We start from the raw sequence: 15102 nt of genomic DNA, 5'->3' as shown, positions 1-15102 counted from the left end.
CCTCAATGAGCGTCTGCTGACGGCGCGGCCGGTGGTTGCACCTTGCGCATCAAGGGCACCATCGCCGTGGCGATGACGAAGCACACCCCGATCATCAGAAACGCGTCGCCATAGGTTTGTGTCTGGGCTTCGCGGTAGGTCAACAACCAGAGTTGATGCAGGCTGGCGGTGACCCCGGCGTCACCGCTCTGGCCCAGGGCGGCGAAGTTGTTGCCGACCTGGGACAGCCATTGGTTGAGGGCCTCGTTGGTGCTGTTGAGGTTCTCCGCCAGCCGGGTGAAATGCAGGTTGGTGCGGTCGTTGAGAATGGTCGCACACGCCGCGATGCCGATGGCCCCGCCCAGGTTACGCATCAGGTTGAACAGCCCCGAGGCATGTTTGAGCCGTGCCGGTGCCAGGCCGCCGAGGGTCAGCGTTACCGCGGGCGGCACCGCCAGTTGCTGGGCAATCCCGCGCAAGGCTTGCGGCAACATCAATTCCCTGGCTCCCCAGTCATGGGTGATCGGGCTGAAATCCCACATCGATAACGCGAACAGCCCGAGGCCGGTCATCATGATCCAGCGCAGGTCGACGCGGTTGGCCAGAAAGGCGTATAGCGGAATCGCCATGATCTGGAACACCCCGGTGGAGAAAACCGCGAGACCAATGTCCAGCGCACCGTAGCCACGCACTCGGCCGAGGAACAGCGGCGTCAGGTAAATGGTGGCGAACAGGCCGATGCCGGTGACGAACGAGAAGAAGCAGCCAAGGGCAAAATTGCGATCCTTCAGGGCGCGCAGATCGACAATCGGATTGGCCACGTGCAGGGTCCGGCCGATGAACGCCAGCCCGGCCAGGCCGCTGATCCACGCGGTGGTCAGGATCGTACGATCGCTGAACCAGTTCCAGCGCGGGCCTTCTTCGAGGGTGTATTCCAGGCAGCCGAGGAACAGCGCCAGAAACACCATGCTCAAGTAATCCGCGCCTTTGAGCAGCGACAGTTCAGGCTGGTCGATTTTCACCAGCATCGGCACGGCCACGGCGACAAAGATGCCGGGGACCAGGTTGATGTAGAACAGCCAGTGCCAGGACGAGATGTCGGTGATCCAGCCACCGATCACCGGCCCCAGTGTCGGCGCCAGTGACGCCACTGCGCCTATGGTCGCGGCGGCGATCACCCGTTGCTTGCCGGTGAAGAACACGAAGGCCGTGGTGAACACCATCGGGATCATCGAACCGCCGAGAAAGCCTTGCAGGGCGCGGAAGGCGATCATGCTCTGGATGTTCCAGGCCACGCCGCACAGCAGGCTGGTCAGGGTAAAGCCCACTGCCGATGCGCAGAACAGCCAGCGCGTGGAAAACACCCGGGACAACCAGCCCGACAGCGGAATCACGATGATTTCGGCGATCAGGTAACTGGTTTGCACCCACGCGGTTTCGTCGGTGCCGGCGGAGAGTCCGCCGCCGATGTCACGCAACGAGGCCGAGACAATCTGGATATCCAGCAGCGCAATGAACATGCCGATGCACATGCTGGCAAAGGCGAAGACCTTGGTGGCCGTCGCCATGTCCGCGGCATTGAACGGTTGTGCCGGGGCGGCGAGGGCGCGGCTCATGGCGCGCTGGCCACAGCTGGCGCTTCAGGCGCCTTGCGCGTATCCACTTCAGCGGTGACCGACAACCCCGGGCGCAGGTGGCCGAGCACACTGTCGGCCGGGTCGAGGTGAATCCGCACCGGTACCCGCTGCACGATCTTGGTGAAATTGCCGGTGGCGTTTTCCGGTGGCAATACGCTGAATTGCGAACCGCTGGCGGGGGCGAGGCTGTCCAGGTGACCGTGGAATTCCTGCCCCGACAGCACGTCGGCACGGATCACCACCCGTTGCCCCGGCACCATGTGCGCCAGTTGGTCTTCCTTGAAGTTGGCGTCGACCCACAGGCCGCTGGCCGGTACCACCGAGAGCAATTGCGAGCCGGCCTGGGCATAAGCGCCGACCCGTGCCCGACGGTTGCCGATCACGCCGTCGACCGGTGCCTTCAGTTCGGTGTAGCCGACATTCAATTGCGCCAGATCGCGCTCGGCCCTGGCCTGGATCAAGGCGGCCCGGGCCTGTTGTTTCTGGGTGTCGATGACATTCAACTGGCGCTGAGCGGCCAGCAGTTCCGCCTGGGCGCGGTTGCTTTGCGCCTGGGCCGTCTTGAACGTGGCATTGGCCCGCTGGGCGCTTTCCACCGAGACGGCGTTGGTGGACACCAGTTTTTTGTAGCGGGCATCGTCATCCCGCGAACGGGTGGCTTCGGCACCGGCGGCGTCGATGCCGGCGCGGGCCTGGCCGATGACGGCCTGTTGCAGTTGTTCGGTGGCGTCGAGGTTGGCCAGCAAGGCTTCCTGGGCGGCCACTGCGCCTTCGGCCTTGGCCAGGTTGGCGCGGTAGTCGCGCGAATCGAGACGGATCAGCACATCGCCGGCCTTGACCTTCTGGTTGTCGGTCACCAGCACTTCGTCGATATAACCCGCCACCTTTGGCCCGATCACCGTGACATCACCGCCGATGTAGGCATCGTCGGTTTCTTCGATGAAACGCCCGGCCGTCCACCAATGCGTGCCATACACCCCGGCCAACACCAACGCTGCGATGCCCATTGTTGGCAGAAGCAGACGCTTGAGCAGGGGACGTTTTACCGGTTGCACCGGGGCGTCCAGGTCGGGTTCAACGGTGGACATGCTGGTCATGGAGGGATACCTGTCAGGCGGTGTTTAATTATGATGCCTGTAATATGACGTATGTAATATTTTGTGGCAAATGGTTTTTGCTGCCGGTCGTCAGGTGGGTTGTTCCGAGAGAATGAGATTCTGTGTGCGCTAGAGAACCACTGTGGGAGCGCTACTGGTTTACCGGAATGAAAAAGGCCGGTGATCTGCGCGATCACCGGCCTTTTTTGCGGCTATTGCTTAGACGCGTTCAAAAATCGCCGCAATCCCCTGGCCGCCGCCGATGCACATGGTCACCAGCGCGTAACGGCCGCCGGTGCGGTGCAGTTCGTGGATGGCCTTGGTGGCGATGATCGCGCCGGTCGCGCCCACCGGGTGGCCCAGGGCGATGCCCGAACCGTTCGGGTTGACCTTGGCCGGGTCGAGGTCCAGTTCCTGGCTGACGGCGCAGGCCTGGGCGGCGAAGGCGATGTTGGCTTCGATCACGTCCAGGTCGGCGACGGTCAGGCCGGCGCGCTTGAGCGCCAGGCGGGTGGCCGGGATCGGGCCCAGGCCCATGAATTCCGGTTCGACGCCGGCGTGGGCGTAGCTGACCAGGCGGGCCAGTGGCTTCAGGTTGTTGGCCTGGACCGCGTTGCCGCTGGCCATGACCAGCGCGGCGGCACCGTCGTTGAGGCCCGAGGCGTTGCCGGCGGTGACCGAACCGTCCTTCTTGAACGCCGGCTTCATGGCTGCCAGTTGTTCCAGGGACGTGGCGCGCGGGTGTTCGTCGACGTTGAACAGTTTGACGCCTTTGCGATCCTGGATTTCCACGGTCGCGATCTGCTCGCTGAAGTAGCCGTTGGCAATCGCGTGGGCCGCGCGATTCTGGTCTTCCAGGGCCAGGGCGTCCTGCATTTCGCGGGTGATGCCGTTGCGCGCGGCGACGTTTTCGGCGGTGATGCCCATGTGGATGCCATGGAAGGGGTCATGCAGGATGCCGAGCATGTAGTCGATGACCTGGGCGTTGCCCATGCGCGAACCCCAACGGGCGGCTGGCATCAGGTACGGGCCACGGCTCATGGATTCGGCACCGGCGCCGACGACGATGTCGGCATCGCCGAGCATCAGGGTCTGGGCAGCGTTGATGATCGCTTGCAGGCCCGAACCGCACAGGCGGTTGACGTTGTAGGCCGGGGTTTCCTTCGGGATGCCGGCGTTGATCGCCGCGACGCGGGAGATGTAGGCGTCGCGGGTATCGGTCGGGATCACGTTGCCCATCACCAGATGGCCAACGAGCGCCGGGTCCACGGCGGCTCGTTCCAGGGCGGCTTTCACGGCCGTGGTCGCGAGGTCGGCCAGGGGCACGTCCTTGAGCGAACCGCCGAACGTACCGATGGCGGTACGGGCGGCGCTGACGACGTAGATTTCCGGAGTGTTCATGGCTGGTTTCCTTTCGGTGGATTCTTGTCTGTACTGCGATTGAGCAGGGCGTTCAAGGCGTTTTTCGCCTCGTCGGTATTCAGGCGCTGGATGAACAGCGTGTTTTCTTCGCGCAGGGTGGCTTCCAGTTCCGGCAACGTCGCCTGCTTCATCAACTGCCGGGACTGGCGCAAGGCCTCCTGGGGCAGGGCCAAAAAGCGCTGGGCGATTTTTCTGGCCGCAACCAGGCATTGCTCGCCGTCATCGAAGGCTTCGTTGGCAATGCCCCAGTTCACCGCGTCGTTGCCGTCCAGACCGTTGCCCAGCAGGAGCAGGCTGGCGGCGCGGGCGTGACCGAGTAGGCGTGGGAGCAACAGGCTGGCACCGAATTCCGGGCACAGGCCGATGTTGACGAACGGCATGCGCAGCTTGGCGTTGCGGGTGACCAGCACCTGATCGCAATGCAGCAGCAACGTAGTACCAATGCCGATGGCCGCCCCGCAGACTGCCGCGATCAGCGGCTTTTGCAGGTGCGTGACGACTTTCATCAGGCGAAACGCCGGGGCGTCCAGATGAGTGGGCGGATGCTGGAGGAAATCCACCAGGTCATTGCCACTGGTGAAGCAGGCCGGGCCGCCGGTGAGGATGATCACGCCGGTCTGCGGGTCTTCGTCGGCGGCCAGCAACAGCTCGGCCAGTTGCGTGTACATGGCGTTGTTCAGCGCGTTGAGCTTGTCCGGGCGGTCGATGGTCAGCGTCAACACGCCGTCGCGTTGCTCGTGTTTGATCAAATCTGTCATCGCAGGCTCCGCAGGGTCGGTTCAGGCTGCCACTTTAAGCGCCGGACAAATCCCGATCTATGGCAAAACGGGTCAACTGCGCTGCCGCTTTTTGCCATGCCGGTGTGCCAAAAACGACACACACCCATTCGGGGTATGGTTCCGTCCGGCCAATCGACCAATAGTGGAGGCATCCGCTCATCCAGAGCCGAACTCGCTATAAGGTGCATTTGCTATGGGCAAGACACTGCTTAAGGTGATTTCCAGTCTGTTTGTTGTACCGCTGACCTTTCATGCCTACGCCGCACAAGGGGACGAGAGCAATACGCTGCGGCTGTACAACTGGGCGGATTACATCGGTGAAAAAACCATCGCCGATTTCGAAAAGGCCACCGGTATCAAGGTGGTCTACGACACCTTCGACTCCTATGAAACGGTGCAGGCCAAGTTGCTCACCGGCCATTCCGGTTATGACCTGATCGTGTTGAACGCCTCGCTCGCGCCACCCCTGATCAAGGCCAAGGTGTTCCAGCCGCTGGACAAAAAACAGCTGCCGGGCTGGACCAACCTCGACCCGCAAATTCTCGAGGATCTGCAAGGCTATGACCCCGGCACCCAGTACTCGGCGCCCTACACCTGGGGCAGCAACGGTGTGACCTACAACGTCGACAAGATCAAGGAGCGCATGCCGGACGCGCCGATCGGTTCGCTGGCGATGATCTTCGATCCGAAGATCGTCTCGCGCTTCGCCGACTGTGGCGTGACCCTGCTCGATGCGCCGACCGAAGTCATCCCCATGGCCTTGACGTACCTGGGACGCGACCCCACAAGCGCGGCCCCGGAGGACCTGAAAGCCGCCCAGGACCTGCTGCTGTCCGTGCGGCCTTACGTGCGCAAATTCGACTCGGTCAATTACCTGACCAGCCTGCCCAACGGCGATGTGTGCATGGCCATGACCTGGTCCGGCGACTACGCCACGGCCATGGCCCGCGCCGCAGAGGCCAAGAAGCAGATCAACCTGGCGTACTTCATTCCCAAGGAAGGCTCGCTGATCTGGTTCGACAACCTGTACATCCCGGCCGATGCGACGCACGTCGCCAATGCGCACAAATTCCTGGAATACCTGATGCAGCCGCAGGTGATGGCGGATGTGAGTGACTACATCAATTACGCCAACAGTAACGCGGCGGCCACGCCCCTGTTGAACGCCGCAGTGCGCGACAACCCGGCGATCTACCCCGATGCACAGACCCGCAAGCGCCTGTTCCCGCAGAAGACCCAGGACGCCAAGGACATGCGGGCGATTACCCGGGTCTGGAGCACCGTGAAAAGCGGCATCTGATTTGTTCGATCGTTAGTCATTTCGGTTAGAGGTTCATTTATGGCGACGCCAACACGCAGCGTTTTCTCCCCAGCGGACGAGTCCCGGCTGGTCAAGGCCGACAAGGCCCATCACATGCACGGCTACCACATGTTCGACGAACACGCCGAACAAGGCTCGTTGAACATCGTTGCCGGCGATGGCGCCTACATCTACGACACCCAGGGCAACCGCTTTCTCGATGCGGTGGGCGGCATGTGGTGCACCAACATCGGCCTGGGCCGCGAGGAAATGGCCGAGGCCATCGCCGACCAGGTGCGCCAGCTGGCCTATTCGAATCCGTTTTCCGACATGTCGAACAACGTCGCCATCCAGCTGTGCGAAAAACTCGCCAGCCTGGCCCCCGGCGACCTCGACCATGTGTTCCTGACCACCGGCGGCTCCACCGCCGTGGACACCGCGTACCGGCTGATCCAGTACTACCAGAACTGCCGCGGCAAGCCGGAAAAGAAGCACGTCATCGCCCGGTTCAACGCCTATCACGGCTCCACCACCCTGACCATGTCGATCGGCAACAAGGCCGCCGACCGGGTGCCGGAGTTCGATTACGCCAACCCGCTGATCCACCACGTCTCCAACCCCAACCCGTACCGCGCGCCCGACGGCATGGACGAGGCGCAGTTCCTCGAGTTCCTGGTCAAGGAGTTCGAAGACAAGATCCTGGCCATCGGCACGGACAAGGTCGCCGCTTTCTTTGCCGAACCGATCATGGGCTCGGGCGGGGTGATCATTCCGCCCCGGGGCTACCTCAAGCGCATGTGGGACGTCTGCCAGCGCTACGACATCCTGTTCGTCGCCGACGAAGTGGTGACCTCGTTCGGGCGCCTCGGCAAGTTCTTCGCTTCCTGGGATGTATTCGACGTGCAGCCCGACATCATCACCACCGCCAAGGGCCTGACCTCGGCCTACCTGCCGCTGGGCGCGTGCATCTTTTCCGAGCGTATCTGGAAAGTCATCGCCGAGCCGGGCAAGGGCCGCTGCTTCACCCACGGCTTCACCTACAGCGGTCACCCGGTGTGCTGCACGGCGGCGCTGAAGAACATCGAAATCATCGAGCGGGAAAACCTGCTGGCCCATGTCGACACGGTGGGCGCTTATCTGGAAGAGCGCCTGGCAACCCTGCGGGACTTGCCGCTGGTGGGGGATGTGCGCTGCCAGAAACTCATGGCCTGCGTGGAGTTCGTCGCCGATAAACGCACCAAGGCGCTGTTCCCCGACGAGATCAACATCGGCGAGAAGATCCACGTGCGGGCGCAAGCCCGGGGTTTGCTGGTGCGGCCGATCATGCACCTCAACGTGATGTCGCCACCGCTGATCCTGACGTTTGCCCAGGTCGATGAAATCGTCGAGACCTTGCGCGATTGCATTGTCGAAGTGGCCGCTGAGCTTCAGGCCAGCGGTCAGTATGGCGGCCAATGAACTCGCTAAACAGGCTTTTACCAAGGGCCTGCGCACCCGCTAGACTGCGGGGCATGAGCAAACCAGACGACGATACGCTGATCGCGATGCCCTTCGGGGCGCTGCACAAATGGCATGGGGGAATGCGCGAGGCATTCGCCCATGTCGATGAGCCTGACGCCCTGCGGTACCTGGCGTCGGCGTTGGCGCAGCTGGTGTCCGTGGAGTCGATGATGATCAGCCTGGAGCGCAAGGACCGCGCACCACAGCTGCTGCATCAGCGCGGGATTGCCCAGGAGTATCAGGTCTCGATTCTTGAACGCTATTTTTCCGGGGGGTATTTGCTCGACCCCTTCTGCCTGGCGGTGGAGCAGGGGTTGGCGCAAGGGTTCTATCACCTGGAGGAAATCGCCCCGGACAACTTCTTCGACAGTGACTACTACAAATCCTATTACCTGAAGGCGGGCTGTTCGGAAGACAGCTACTACATCGTCGATACCGGCAATGACACGAAGATTTCCGTCAGCCTCTATCAGGGTTTCGGCGGTGAATGCCTGAGCGACGAACAGTTGAACCTGCTGCGAGCCGTCGAACCCCTGGTGCGTGAATTCATCAGCGAATTCAGCCAGCGTGGACTGCTGCGCAGTGCCGGGATCGAGCGTGATGACGAGCAAGGCCTGCGCGATGATCTCAAGCATCGCGTGCAGGCGGCGTTCGAGAACTTCGGTTGTGAGTTGCTCACCGAACGCGAGCGGGAAGTGGCGCACATGGTATTGCGCGGGCATTCGGTGAAGTCCACGGCCAGCCAGATGAACATCTCGCCGGAAACCGTGCGCATGCACCGCAAGAACCTGTACCTGAAGCTGGAGGTGGGGTCGCAGTCGGAGTTGTTTGCGTTGTTTATCGAGTGGTTGCGCAAGCACTGACTTTTCAGGTTTCCCAATAACCTGTGGGAGCGAGCTTGCTCGCGATGAGGCCGGTACAGCCAACATCAATGTCGCCAGTCAGGACGCCATCGTCGGAACGCCGCCCGGAGCAAGCTCGCTCCCACAGTGGTTCGAGGTTGGCTTACAAATTCATGGGCATCCCTGAAACCCTTTGGGAGCTGCCGCAGGCTGCGATCTTTTGATCATCTACTCAGACGGATCGACGCGATCCAACGCCCGATTGACCGCCAATTCCCCCAGCATGATGACTTGCGCAATACCCAGCAGCGTATTGCGACTCGATCCCTCCGTCCGGTCTGCCAGATCCATGGTCATGACATTGGCCGAAGCCAGTGACTCGCAGGCATGAGCCAGAAGGCTTTCGGTATCGAGTTCAGGGTTAACGAAAAACATCGTGCACAGTTTGCGTGGAGTGGTCTGTATGTCGGCGAATGAGGGGATGCGCTCGGAAGGCGTTTCCGAATAGTTGTTCGGCGGATTCGGTGTGGGTTTGATCATAAATGCTTCCCTTTCATAGTAGGGCCGCACCATTTCGCGACTAAACGTAGGGGTGGCGGCTGTGCGCAAGTTAGTCGACCGGCAAGGAAAGCAAAAACCGGCGCGTCCGAAGACGCCAAGCGCACAGCCACCATCGAGCGCAGGCTGATACCTGACTGATGATACTCATGCGACCGCTTTAACCTTGCCCGGGCGACTAAACCCGATCACTGACAATCAGTGACGCGAATCAAGTTACCGAGCGGCCCCAAGGCGCACAAGCCGGCGGATTCTGGGGTAACTGTAGGCAACGACGCAAGGCGTTGTAGCTTTCGTGAAGTAACCTCGCAGCCTTTTAAACAAGCAGTAACTTGCCCATAAAAACGCCGCGAATAAAGGCACGCAAACCCCTCGTCATCTGGCATTTGCCGCAGCCGCAATCATGCCCAAATTGATCTCATCAACCATCGAGAGGTGAAGTGAGGAAACCGGTGGTACGTCAGGGAGACACGCATCAAAAGTCAAAAGATCGCAGCCTGCGGCAGCTCCTACAGGGGTGGCGTACACCCGGATGTACCCGATCCCTGTAGGAGCTGCCGAAGGCTGCGATCTTTTGCGCTTGACCCTTACTCTTCGCGTTTGACCACCAGGGTCAAAATGTCATAACTGGCCACCAGTTCACCCAACTGGTTGGTCACCTCCACATCCCACGCCACCACCCCTTGCGGTACCCCCTGCGGGCTCTTTTTGCCCTGGTCGATCTTGCGTTTGCAGGTCAGGCGCGCCTGGATGGTGTCGCCGATGCCCACCGGGTTGATGAAGCGCAGGGTGTCCAGGCCGTAGTTGGCCAGCACCGGGCCGACGCCGGGGGATACGAACAACCCGGCCGCCGCCGACAGTACGAAGTAACCGTGGGCGATGCGCTTGCCGAATTGCGATTCCTTGGCCGCGATGTCGTCGAAGTGCATGTAGAAGTGGTCGCCCGACAGGCAGCCGAAGTTCACCAGGTCCGCTTCGGTGACGGTGCGGCGGTGAGTCAGCAGCGACTCGCCGATCTGCAGGTCCTGGAAATGGCGACGGAACGGATGCACGTCGGTTTCGATGACCTTGGCGCCGCGCACGTATTCGCCGGTGACCGCCGCCAGCATGGTTGGCGAACCTTGCACCGCCGCACGTTGCAGGTAGTGTTTCACCGCGCGCAGGCCGCCGAGTTCTTCACCGCCGCCGGCGCGGCCCGGGCCGCCGTGCTTGAGTTGTGGCAGTGGCGAGCCGTGACCGGTGGATTCGCCGGCGCAGTGGCGATCCAGCACCAGCAGGCGCCCGTGTAAGGCTGCCGCCACCGGAATCGCCTTGGCAGCGATCTGCGGATCCTTGGTCACCAGGCTGGCCACCAGGCTGCCTTTGCCGCGCGCGGCCAGGGCCAGGGCTTCGTCGAGATCGTCGTAGGCCATCAGGGTGCTGACCGGGCCGAACGCTTCGATGTCATGGGCACCGCCCTCGGCATGCGGGTCACGGGCCTGCAACAGGGTCGGGGCGAAGAACGCGCCTTTGTCGACATGTTCACCACGCGGTTCGAAACCGTCGCGGGCGCCGAACAGCATGTCGCTGCTCTGCAACAGGGCTTCCAGGCGCTCGGCCACGTCTTTCTGCTGATCGTGGGAAGCCAGTGCGCCCATGCGCACGCCTTCCACCGACGGGTCGCCGACCACCACTTTGGCCAGGCGATCACGCAGGCGCGTGGCGACCGCGTCTATGTGTTTGGCCGGCACGATGGCGCGGCGGATGGCGGTGCATTTCTGCCCGGCCTTGGTGGTCATTTCCCGGGCGACTTCCTTGATGAACAGCTCGAACTCTTCGTCGTCCGGGGTTACGTCCGGGGCGAGGATCGCGCAGTTCAGCGAGTCGGCTTCGGCGGTGAACGGCACCGAGTTGCGGATCAGGTTCGGATTGACCCGCAGCTTGGCCGCCGTGTCGGCGGAACCGGTGAAGGTCACCACGTCCTGGCCCTGCAGGCGGTCGAGCAGGTCGCCGGTGCCGCCGATGATCAGTTGCAGGCTGCCCGCCGGAAGCAGGCCGGACTCATCCATCAGGCGCACCACGGCTTCGGTCAGGTAGCTGGTGGCGCTGGCCGGTTTGACGATGCACGGCATGCCGGCGAGGAAGCTCGGCGCGAACTTCTCCAGCATGCCCCAGATCGGGAAGTTGAAGGCATTGATGTGCACGGCCACGCCACCGCGCGGCACGAGGATGTGGGTACCGGCGAAGGTGCCCATTTTGCTCAGTTGCAGCGCCGGGCCTTCGTGGACGACGTTGCCCGACGGCAGTTCCCGCGAACCGAGGCTGGCGTAGGTGAACAGCGTGCTGTTGCCGCCCTCGATGTCGATCCAGCTGTCGGCACGGGTCGCGCCGCTGTGGTGGGAGATCGCGTAGAGCTGTTCCTTGCGCTCGCTCAGGTACAGGGCCAGGGCCTTGAGACGCTGGGCGCGCTGCTGGAAGTCCAGCGCCATCAAGCCGCTGATGCCCTGGCGACGGCCGTGCTCGATGGCTTCGGCGAAGTCCGGGCGTTCTTCATGGGTACGGGCGATTTCATGGCCGTCGATGGCGCTGCGCAGGATTTGTGCGCCGTGTTGGCCGATCCAGCGGCCGGCGATGAAGCTTTGCAGAGTTGCAGGTGAAGAGGGCATCACGATTGCTCCAGGTGATGAAGGGTTGTGGCGCGGCCGCGACCGCGCCCTTTCGGAATTACCAAAGCGCCAGGGTGTAGCCGACGATCAAGCGGTTCTCATCGAGGTCGGTCGTCAAGCCATTGCCGGAACGGAAGGTCACGTTGCGCCAGCGCAGGCTGACGTTCTTGAGCACACCGCTCTGGATGACGTAGCTGATATCGGTGTCACGCTCCCATTCGCGACCGTTGTCGACGCTACCTGCCTTGACGTGGCGGCCGTCGGTGTAGCGGGTCATGAAGGTCAGGCCGGGAATGCCTTGCGCCGCGAAGTCATAGTCGTAACGCAGCTGCCAGGAATCCTCCTCGGCGCGGGTAAAGGTGTTGAACGTCACCAGGTTGACCACATAGGGGTCACCGCCGTTGAGGAACGGAAAGGCGCTGTCGCCGGACAGTTGCTGGTAGGCGGCACTGACCTTGTGGGCACCGTGGGACACCGTGAACATGCTGTTGAAGTTGCGGTTGTCGATGCGCCCGGCGCGTTCGGCACCGTCGCCCCGGCTGTCGAAGTAGCGCACATCGCTGCGCAGGCTGAAGCCGCTGCCCAGCGCTTGCGTATGCAGCAGTCCGGCGAATTGCTGGCGATAGATCTGGTCGAGCTTGCCGTAGTAGTAGCTCAGGTTCAGTTGCGGACTGAACGCGTAGCTGCCGCCGCCGAAGTCGAAATGATCGCTGGTGGCGGCGCCGTAGCCGATGTCATCGTTGCTGGAGGAGTCCCGCAGGTTGGCCTTGGTCAGGCGTCCGGCATTCACCGTCACGCCGTCGATTTCCTGGCTGGTGAGCAAGCCACCTTCAAAGGTCGAACCCAGCAGGCGTGTGTCGTTGTAAGTGGCCACGGGCAACAAGGGTTGCAGGGTGCCGAGTTTCAACACGCTTTTGGATACTTTCAATTTGCCGGTCAGGCCCAGTTCGCTGTACTCGTCGTCGGGCTCATGGCTCTGCGGGCCAAACGGCAGCAGCCCGGTGCCACGGCGATCCGGGCTGGAGTCGAGCTTGAGCCCCAGCTCCCCCAATGCGTCGAGGCCGAAACCGAAGGTGCCGTCGGTGAATCCGGATTCGACACGCGCCGTGAAACCCTGGGCCCATTCCTCGGCCTTGGATTGCGGCGCGTTGTGCTGACGGAAGTCGCGGTTGATGTAGTGGTTGCGCATATCAATGCGGGCCTTGCTGTCGCCGATGAAGTCGGCCATGGCGCTGGGGGCGAACATGGGCAGGCTTAATGCGACGGCCAGCGAAAACAGCGATTCACGAGGTGCGTTACGTGCGGGCTTCATTATTTTTATTCCCTGCCAATATTCAGTGTTTGCTGGCGCCGGTGGCACCGATGCCGGTCATCGAACGGATGAACTGCGCCAGATAACGACCGCGCTCAAGGGCTGCACGGGGCGAGGTGTCGGTGACGGAAAACAGCCATGCACTGAAGAACGCCAGGCTCATGGAAAACAGCGCCGGGTTGGAGTACGGGAACAGCGCCTTGTCGTGATGCATCACGTTGACCCACACCGCCGGGCTCAGCACCAGCAGGACAATCGCCGAGACCAGGCCGGACAGGCTGCCGAGGACGGCGCCGCGGGTGGTCAGGCCTTTCCAGTACATCGAGAGGAACAGCACCGGGAAATTCACCGATGCGGCGATGGCCAGCACCAGGCCCGAGAGGAAGGCAATGTTCTGCGACTCGAACAGCAGGCCGAGGATGATCGCCAGCACACCGATGCACAGGGTGGCGATTCGCGATACGCGCATTTCCTGCTGTTCAGTGGCCTGGCCCTTGCGCATCACGCAGGCATACAGGTCATGGGACACCGCCGAGGCGCCGGACAGTGCCAGCCCGGCAACCACCGCCAGAATGGTGGCGAAGGCGACCGCCGAGATGAAACCGAGGAACAGGTTGCCGCCTACTGCCTGGGCCAGGTGCACGGCGATCATGTTGCCGCCGCCGATTATCGCGCCACTGGCGTCACGGAACGCCGGATCGGTGCCGACCATGACGATGGCGCCGAAGCCGACGATGATCAGCAGCAAGTAGAAGTAGCCGATGAAACCGGTGGCGTAGAACACGCTTTTACGCGCTTCCTTGGCATCGCTGACGGTGAAGAAGCGCATCAGGATATGCGGCAGGCCGGCGGTGCCGAACATCATGCCAAGCCCTAAGGAAATCGCATCGACCGGGTTGGACAGCAAGCCGCCGGGGGCCATGATCGCGTTGCCCTTGGCATGCACGGCGGTGGCGCCGGCAAACATCGCCTCGGTGCTGAAGCCGAAGTGCTTGAGCACCATGAACGCCATGAAGCTGGTGCCGAACAACAGCATCACCGCCTTGATGATCTGCACCCAGGTGGTGGCGAGCATGCCGCCGAAGGTCACGTAGAACACCATCAGCACGCCGACCAGCATCACCGCATAGAGGTAGTCGATACCGAACAGCAACTCGATCAGCTTGCCGGCGCCGACCATCTGCGCCACCAGGTACATCAGCGCCACGGTCAGGGTGCCGAAGGCCGAGGTCAGGCGCACCGGGGTCTGTTCCAGGCGATAGGACACCACGTCGGCAAAGGTGTACTTGCCGAGGTTACGCAGGCGTTCGGCAATCAGGAACAGGATGATCGGCCAGCCGGCCAGCACGCCCAATGCGTAGAGCAGTCCGTCGTAGCCATTGAGGAACATCATTGCGGAGATGCCGAGGAACGAGGCGGCCGAGATCATGTCGCCGGCAATCGCCAGGCCGTTCTGGAAGCCGGTCATGCCGCCACCGGCGGTGTAGAAGTCGGCGGCGGAGCGGGTGCGAAGTGCCGCCCAGCGCGTCACACCGAGGGTAAACAGGACGAACACCAGGAACATGCCGATGGCGTTCCAGTTCAGTGGGCGGGAGACGCCGTCGGCGGCCACTGCCAAATCAGTGACCACCGCCAGCGGCAGCAGGAACAAGGCGAGAAGGCGGCTCATCGGGCGCACTCCTGCTTGAGTTTTTCATTCAAAGGATCGATCACATTGTTGGCGCGATAGACATAGAAACCGGTCAGCGCGAAGGCCAGCCCGACGATCACGACACCCACCAGCATGCCCACGGTGGTCACGCCGCCGCTCAGGGATTGGCCGAGGGTAGAAGGGGAGAAAGCCACCAGCAGCACGAAGCCGTAATAGATCACCAGCATGGCCAGGCTCAGTGACCAGTACAGCTTCTGTTTGCGACGAACCAGCTGGATGAAATCCGGGTGCTGGCGGATGAGTTCTATTTCCTGGGGTGTCATGACGCGCGCTCCTTTGTTGTTTTTGTTTTGGGTGGTGAAGCAAGTACGGCGCGACCT

General features: G+C 62.3%; 12 protein-coding genes. 3 read left to right on the top strand and 9 right to left on the bottom strand.

Translation table 11 applies throughout. The features are described from left to right. Positions 1-2: 2 nt before the first annotated feature. From KW838_RS25500 to KW838_RS25485, 4 genes are all read right to left on the bottom strand, one after another. Positions 3-1595, bottom strand: coding sequence for a DHA2 family efflux MFS transporter permease subunit (locus KW838_RS25500; protein ID WP_007977989.1), 1593 nt, complete (start codon positions 1593-1595; stop codon positions 3-5). Beyond that, positions 1592-2713: an HlyD family secretion protein gene (locus KW838_RS25495; RefSeq protein WP_218503907.1), complete on the bottom strand. Its 1122-nt coding sequence runs from the start codon at positions 2711-2713 to the stop codon at positions 1592-1594. The genes KW838_RS25500 and KW838_RS25495 overlap by 4 nt, the downstream gene beginning before the upstream one ends. Positions 2714-2932: 219 nt before the next feature. Beyond that, the gene (locus KW838_RS25490) at positions 2933-4114 is read right to left on the bottom strand and encodes an acetyl-CoA C-acyltransferase family protein (RefSeq protein ID WP_218503906.1); all 1182 of its coding nucleotides are present in this window, start codon (positions 4112-4114) and stop codon (positions 2933-2935) included. Continuing rightward, entirely contained in the window at positions 4111-4893 is a 783-nt protein-coding gene (locus tag KW838_RS25485) for an enoyl-CoA hydratase-related protein (RefSeq protein WP_218503905.1), read from the bottom strand. Before KW838_RS25485 ends, KW838_RS25490 begins: the two co-directional genes overlap by 4 nt. Before the next feature lie 214 nt (positions 4894-5107). On the opposite strand from KW838_RS25485, the gene KW838_RS25480 reads away from it, so the two are divergent. Genes KW838_RS25480 through KW838_RS25470 form a run of 3 tightly spaced genes read left to right on the top strand, consistent with a single transcriptional unit; the run spans position 5108 to position 8577 of the window. After that, complete coding sequence (locus KW838_RS25480) at positions 5108-6214, top strand: polyamine ABC transporter substrate-binding protein (RefSeq protein WP_218503904.1); 1107 nt, start codon at positions 5108-5110, stop codon at positions 6212-6214. Between the two features lie 39 nt (positions 6215-6253). Beyond that, entirely contained in the window at positions 6254-7672 is a 1419-nt protein-coding gene (locus tag KW838_RS25475; protein WP_218503903.1) for an aminotransferase, read from the top strand. Next, positions 7669-8577, top strand: coding sequence for a LuxR C-terminal-related transcriptional regulator (locus tag KW838_RS25470; protein WP_218503902.1), 909 nt, complete (start codon positions 7669-7671; stop codon positions 8575-8577). The genes KW838_RS25475 and KW838_RS25470 overlap by 4 nt, the downstream gene beginning before the upstream one ends. 207 nt (positions 8578-8784) lie before the next feature. Here KW838_RS25470 and KW838_RS25465 read toward each other — a convergent pair whose 3' ends face one another. The 5 genes from KW838_RS25465 to KW838_RS25445 all read right to left on the bottom strand — a co-directional run bounded on the left by KW838_RS25465 (position 8785) and on the right by KW838_RS25445 (position 15045). Next, entirely contained in the window at positions 8785-9096 is a 312-nt protein-coding gene (locus tag KW838_RS25465; protein WP_218503901.1) for a DUF6124 family protein, read from the bottom strand. A 605-nt stretch (positions 9097-9701) separates the two neighbouring features. Then, positions 9702-11759: a phenylacetic acid degradation bifunctional protein PaaZ gene (gene paaZ / locus KW838_RS25460; protein WP_218503900.1), complete on the bottom strand. Its 2058-nt coding sequence runs from the start codon at positions 11757-11759 to the stop codon at positions 9702-9704. Positions 11760-11817: 58 nt separating this feature from the next. Next, positions 11818-13071 (bottom strand): OprD family porin, encoded by a 1254-nt coding sequence (locus KW838_RS25455; RefSeq protein ID WP_218503899.1) that lies wholly within the window; start codon positions 13069-13071, stop codon positions 11818-11820. Between the two features lie 22 nt (positions 13072-13093). Beyond that, positions 13094-14740, bottom strand: coding sequence for a cation acetate symporter (locus KW838_RS25450; protein WP_102699242.1), 1647 nt, complete (start codon positions 14738-14740; stop codon positions 13094-13096). Continuing rightward, positions 14737-15045 carry a DUF485 domain-containing protein gene (locus KW838_RS25445; protein WP_007978006.1) on the bottom strand — a complete coding sequence of 103 codons (309 nt, stop codon included), beginning with the start codon at positions 15043-15045 and terminating at the stop codon, positions 14737-14739. Before KW838_RS25445 ends, KW838_RS25450 begins: the two co-directional genes overlap by 4 nt. Positions 15046-15102: the final 57 nt, after the last annotated feature.

Source organism: Pseudomonas sp. PDM27, from assembly GCF_019219205.1.
GTDB classification, from domain to species: domain Bacteria; phylum Pseudomonadota; class Gammaproteobacteria; order Pseudomonadales; family Pseudomonadaceae; genus Aquipseudomonas; species Aquipseudomonas laurylsulfatiphila.
Note: the sequence above shows the minus strand (reverse complement) of the source record. Positions and strands in the feature narration are given on the sequence as shown.

Excerpts from the sequence above, each read along its gene's own strand:
- KW838_RS25500 (WP_007977989.1), bottom strand. The coding sequence starts at position 1,595 with ATGAGCCGCGCCCTCGCCGCCCCGGCACAACCGTTCAATGCCGCGGAC.
- KW838_RS25495 (WP_218503907.1), bottom strand. The coding sequence starts at position 2,713 with ATGACCAGCATGTCCACCGTTGAACCCGACCTGGACGCCCCGGTGCAA.
- KW838_RS25490 (WP_218503906.1), bottom strand. The coding sequence starts at position 4,114 with ATGAACACTCCGGAAATCTACGTCGTCAGCGCCGCCCGTACCGCCATC.
- KW838_RS25485 (WP_218503905.1), bottom strand. The coding sequence starts at position 4,893 with ATGACAGATTTGATCAAACACGAGCAACGCGACGGCGTGTTGACGCTG.
- KW838_RS25480 (WP_218503904.1), top strand. The coding sequence starts at position 5,108 with ATGGGCAAGACACTGCTTAAGGTGATTTCCAGTCTGTTTGTTGTACCG.
- KW838_RS25475 (WP_218503903.1), top strand. The coding sequence starts at position 6,254 with ATGGCGACGCCAACACGCAGCGTTTTCTCCCCAGCGGACGAGTCCCGG.
- KW838_RS25470 (WP_218503902.1), top strand. The coding sequence starts at position 7,669 with ATGAACTCGCTAAACAGGCTTTTACCAAGGGCCTGCGCACCCGCTAGA.
- KW838_RS25465 (WP_218503901.1), bottom strand. The coding sequence starts at position 9,096 with ATGATCAAACCCACACCGAATCCGCCGAACAACTATTCGGAAACGCCT.
- paaZ (WP_218503900.1), bottom strand. The coding sequence starts at position 11,759 with ATGCCCTCTTCACCTGCAACTCTGCAAAGCTTCATCGCCGGCCGCTGG.
- KW838_RS25455 (WP_218503899.1), bottom strand. The coding sequence starts at position 13,071 with ATGAAGCCCGCACGTAACGCACCTCGTGAATCGCTGTTTTCGCTGGCC.
- KW838_RS25450 (WP_102699242.1), bottom strand. The coding sequence starts at position 14,740 with ATGAGCCGCCTTCTCGCCTTGTTCCTGCTGCCGCTGGCGGTGGTCACT.
- KW838_RS25445 (WP_007978006.1), bottom strand. The coding sequence starts at position 15,045 with ATGACACCCCAGGAAATAGAACTCATCCGCCAGCACCCGGATTTCATC.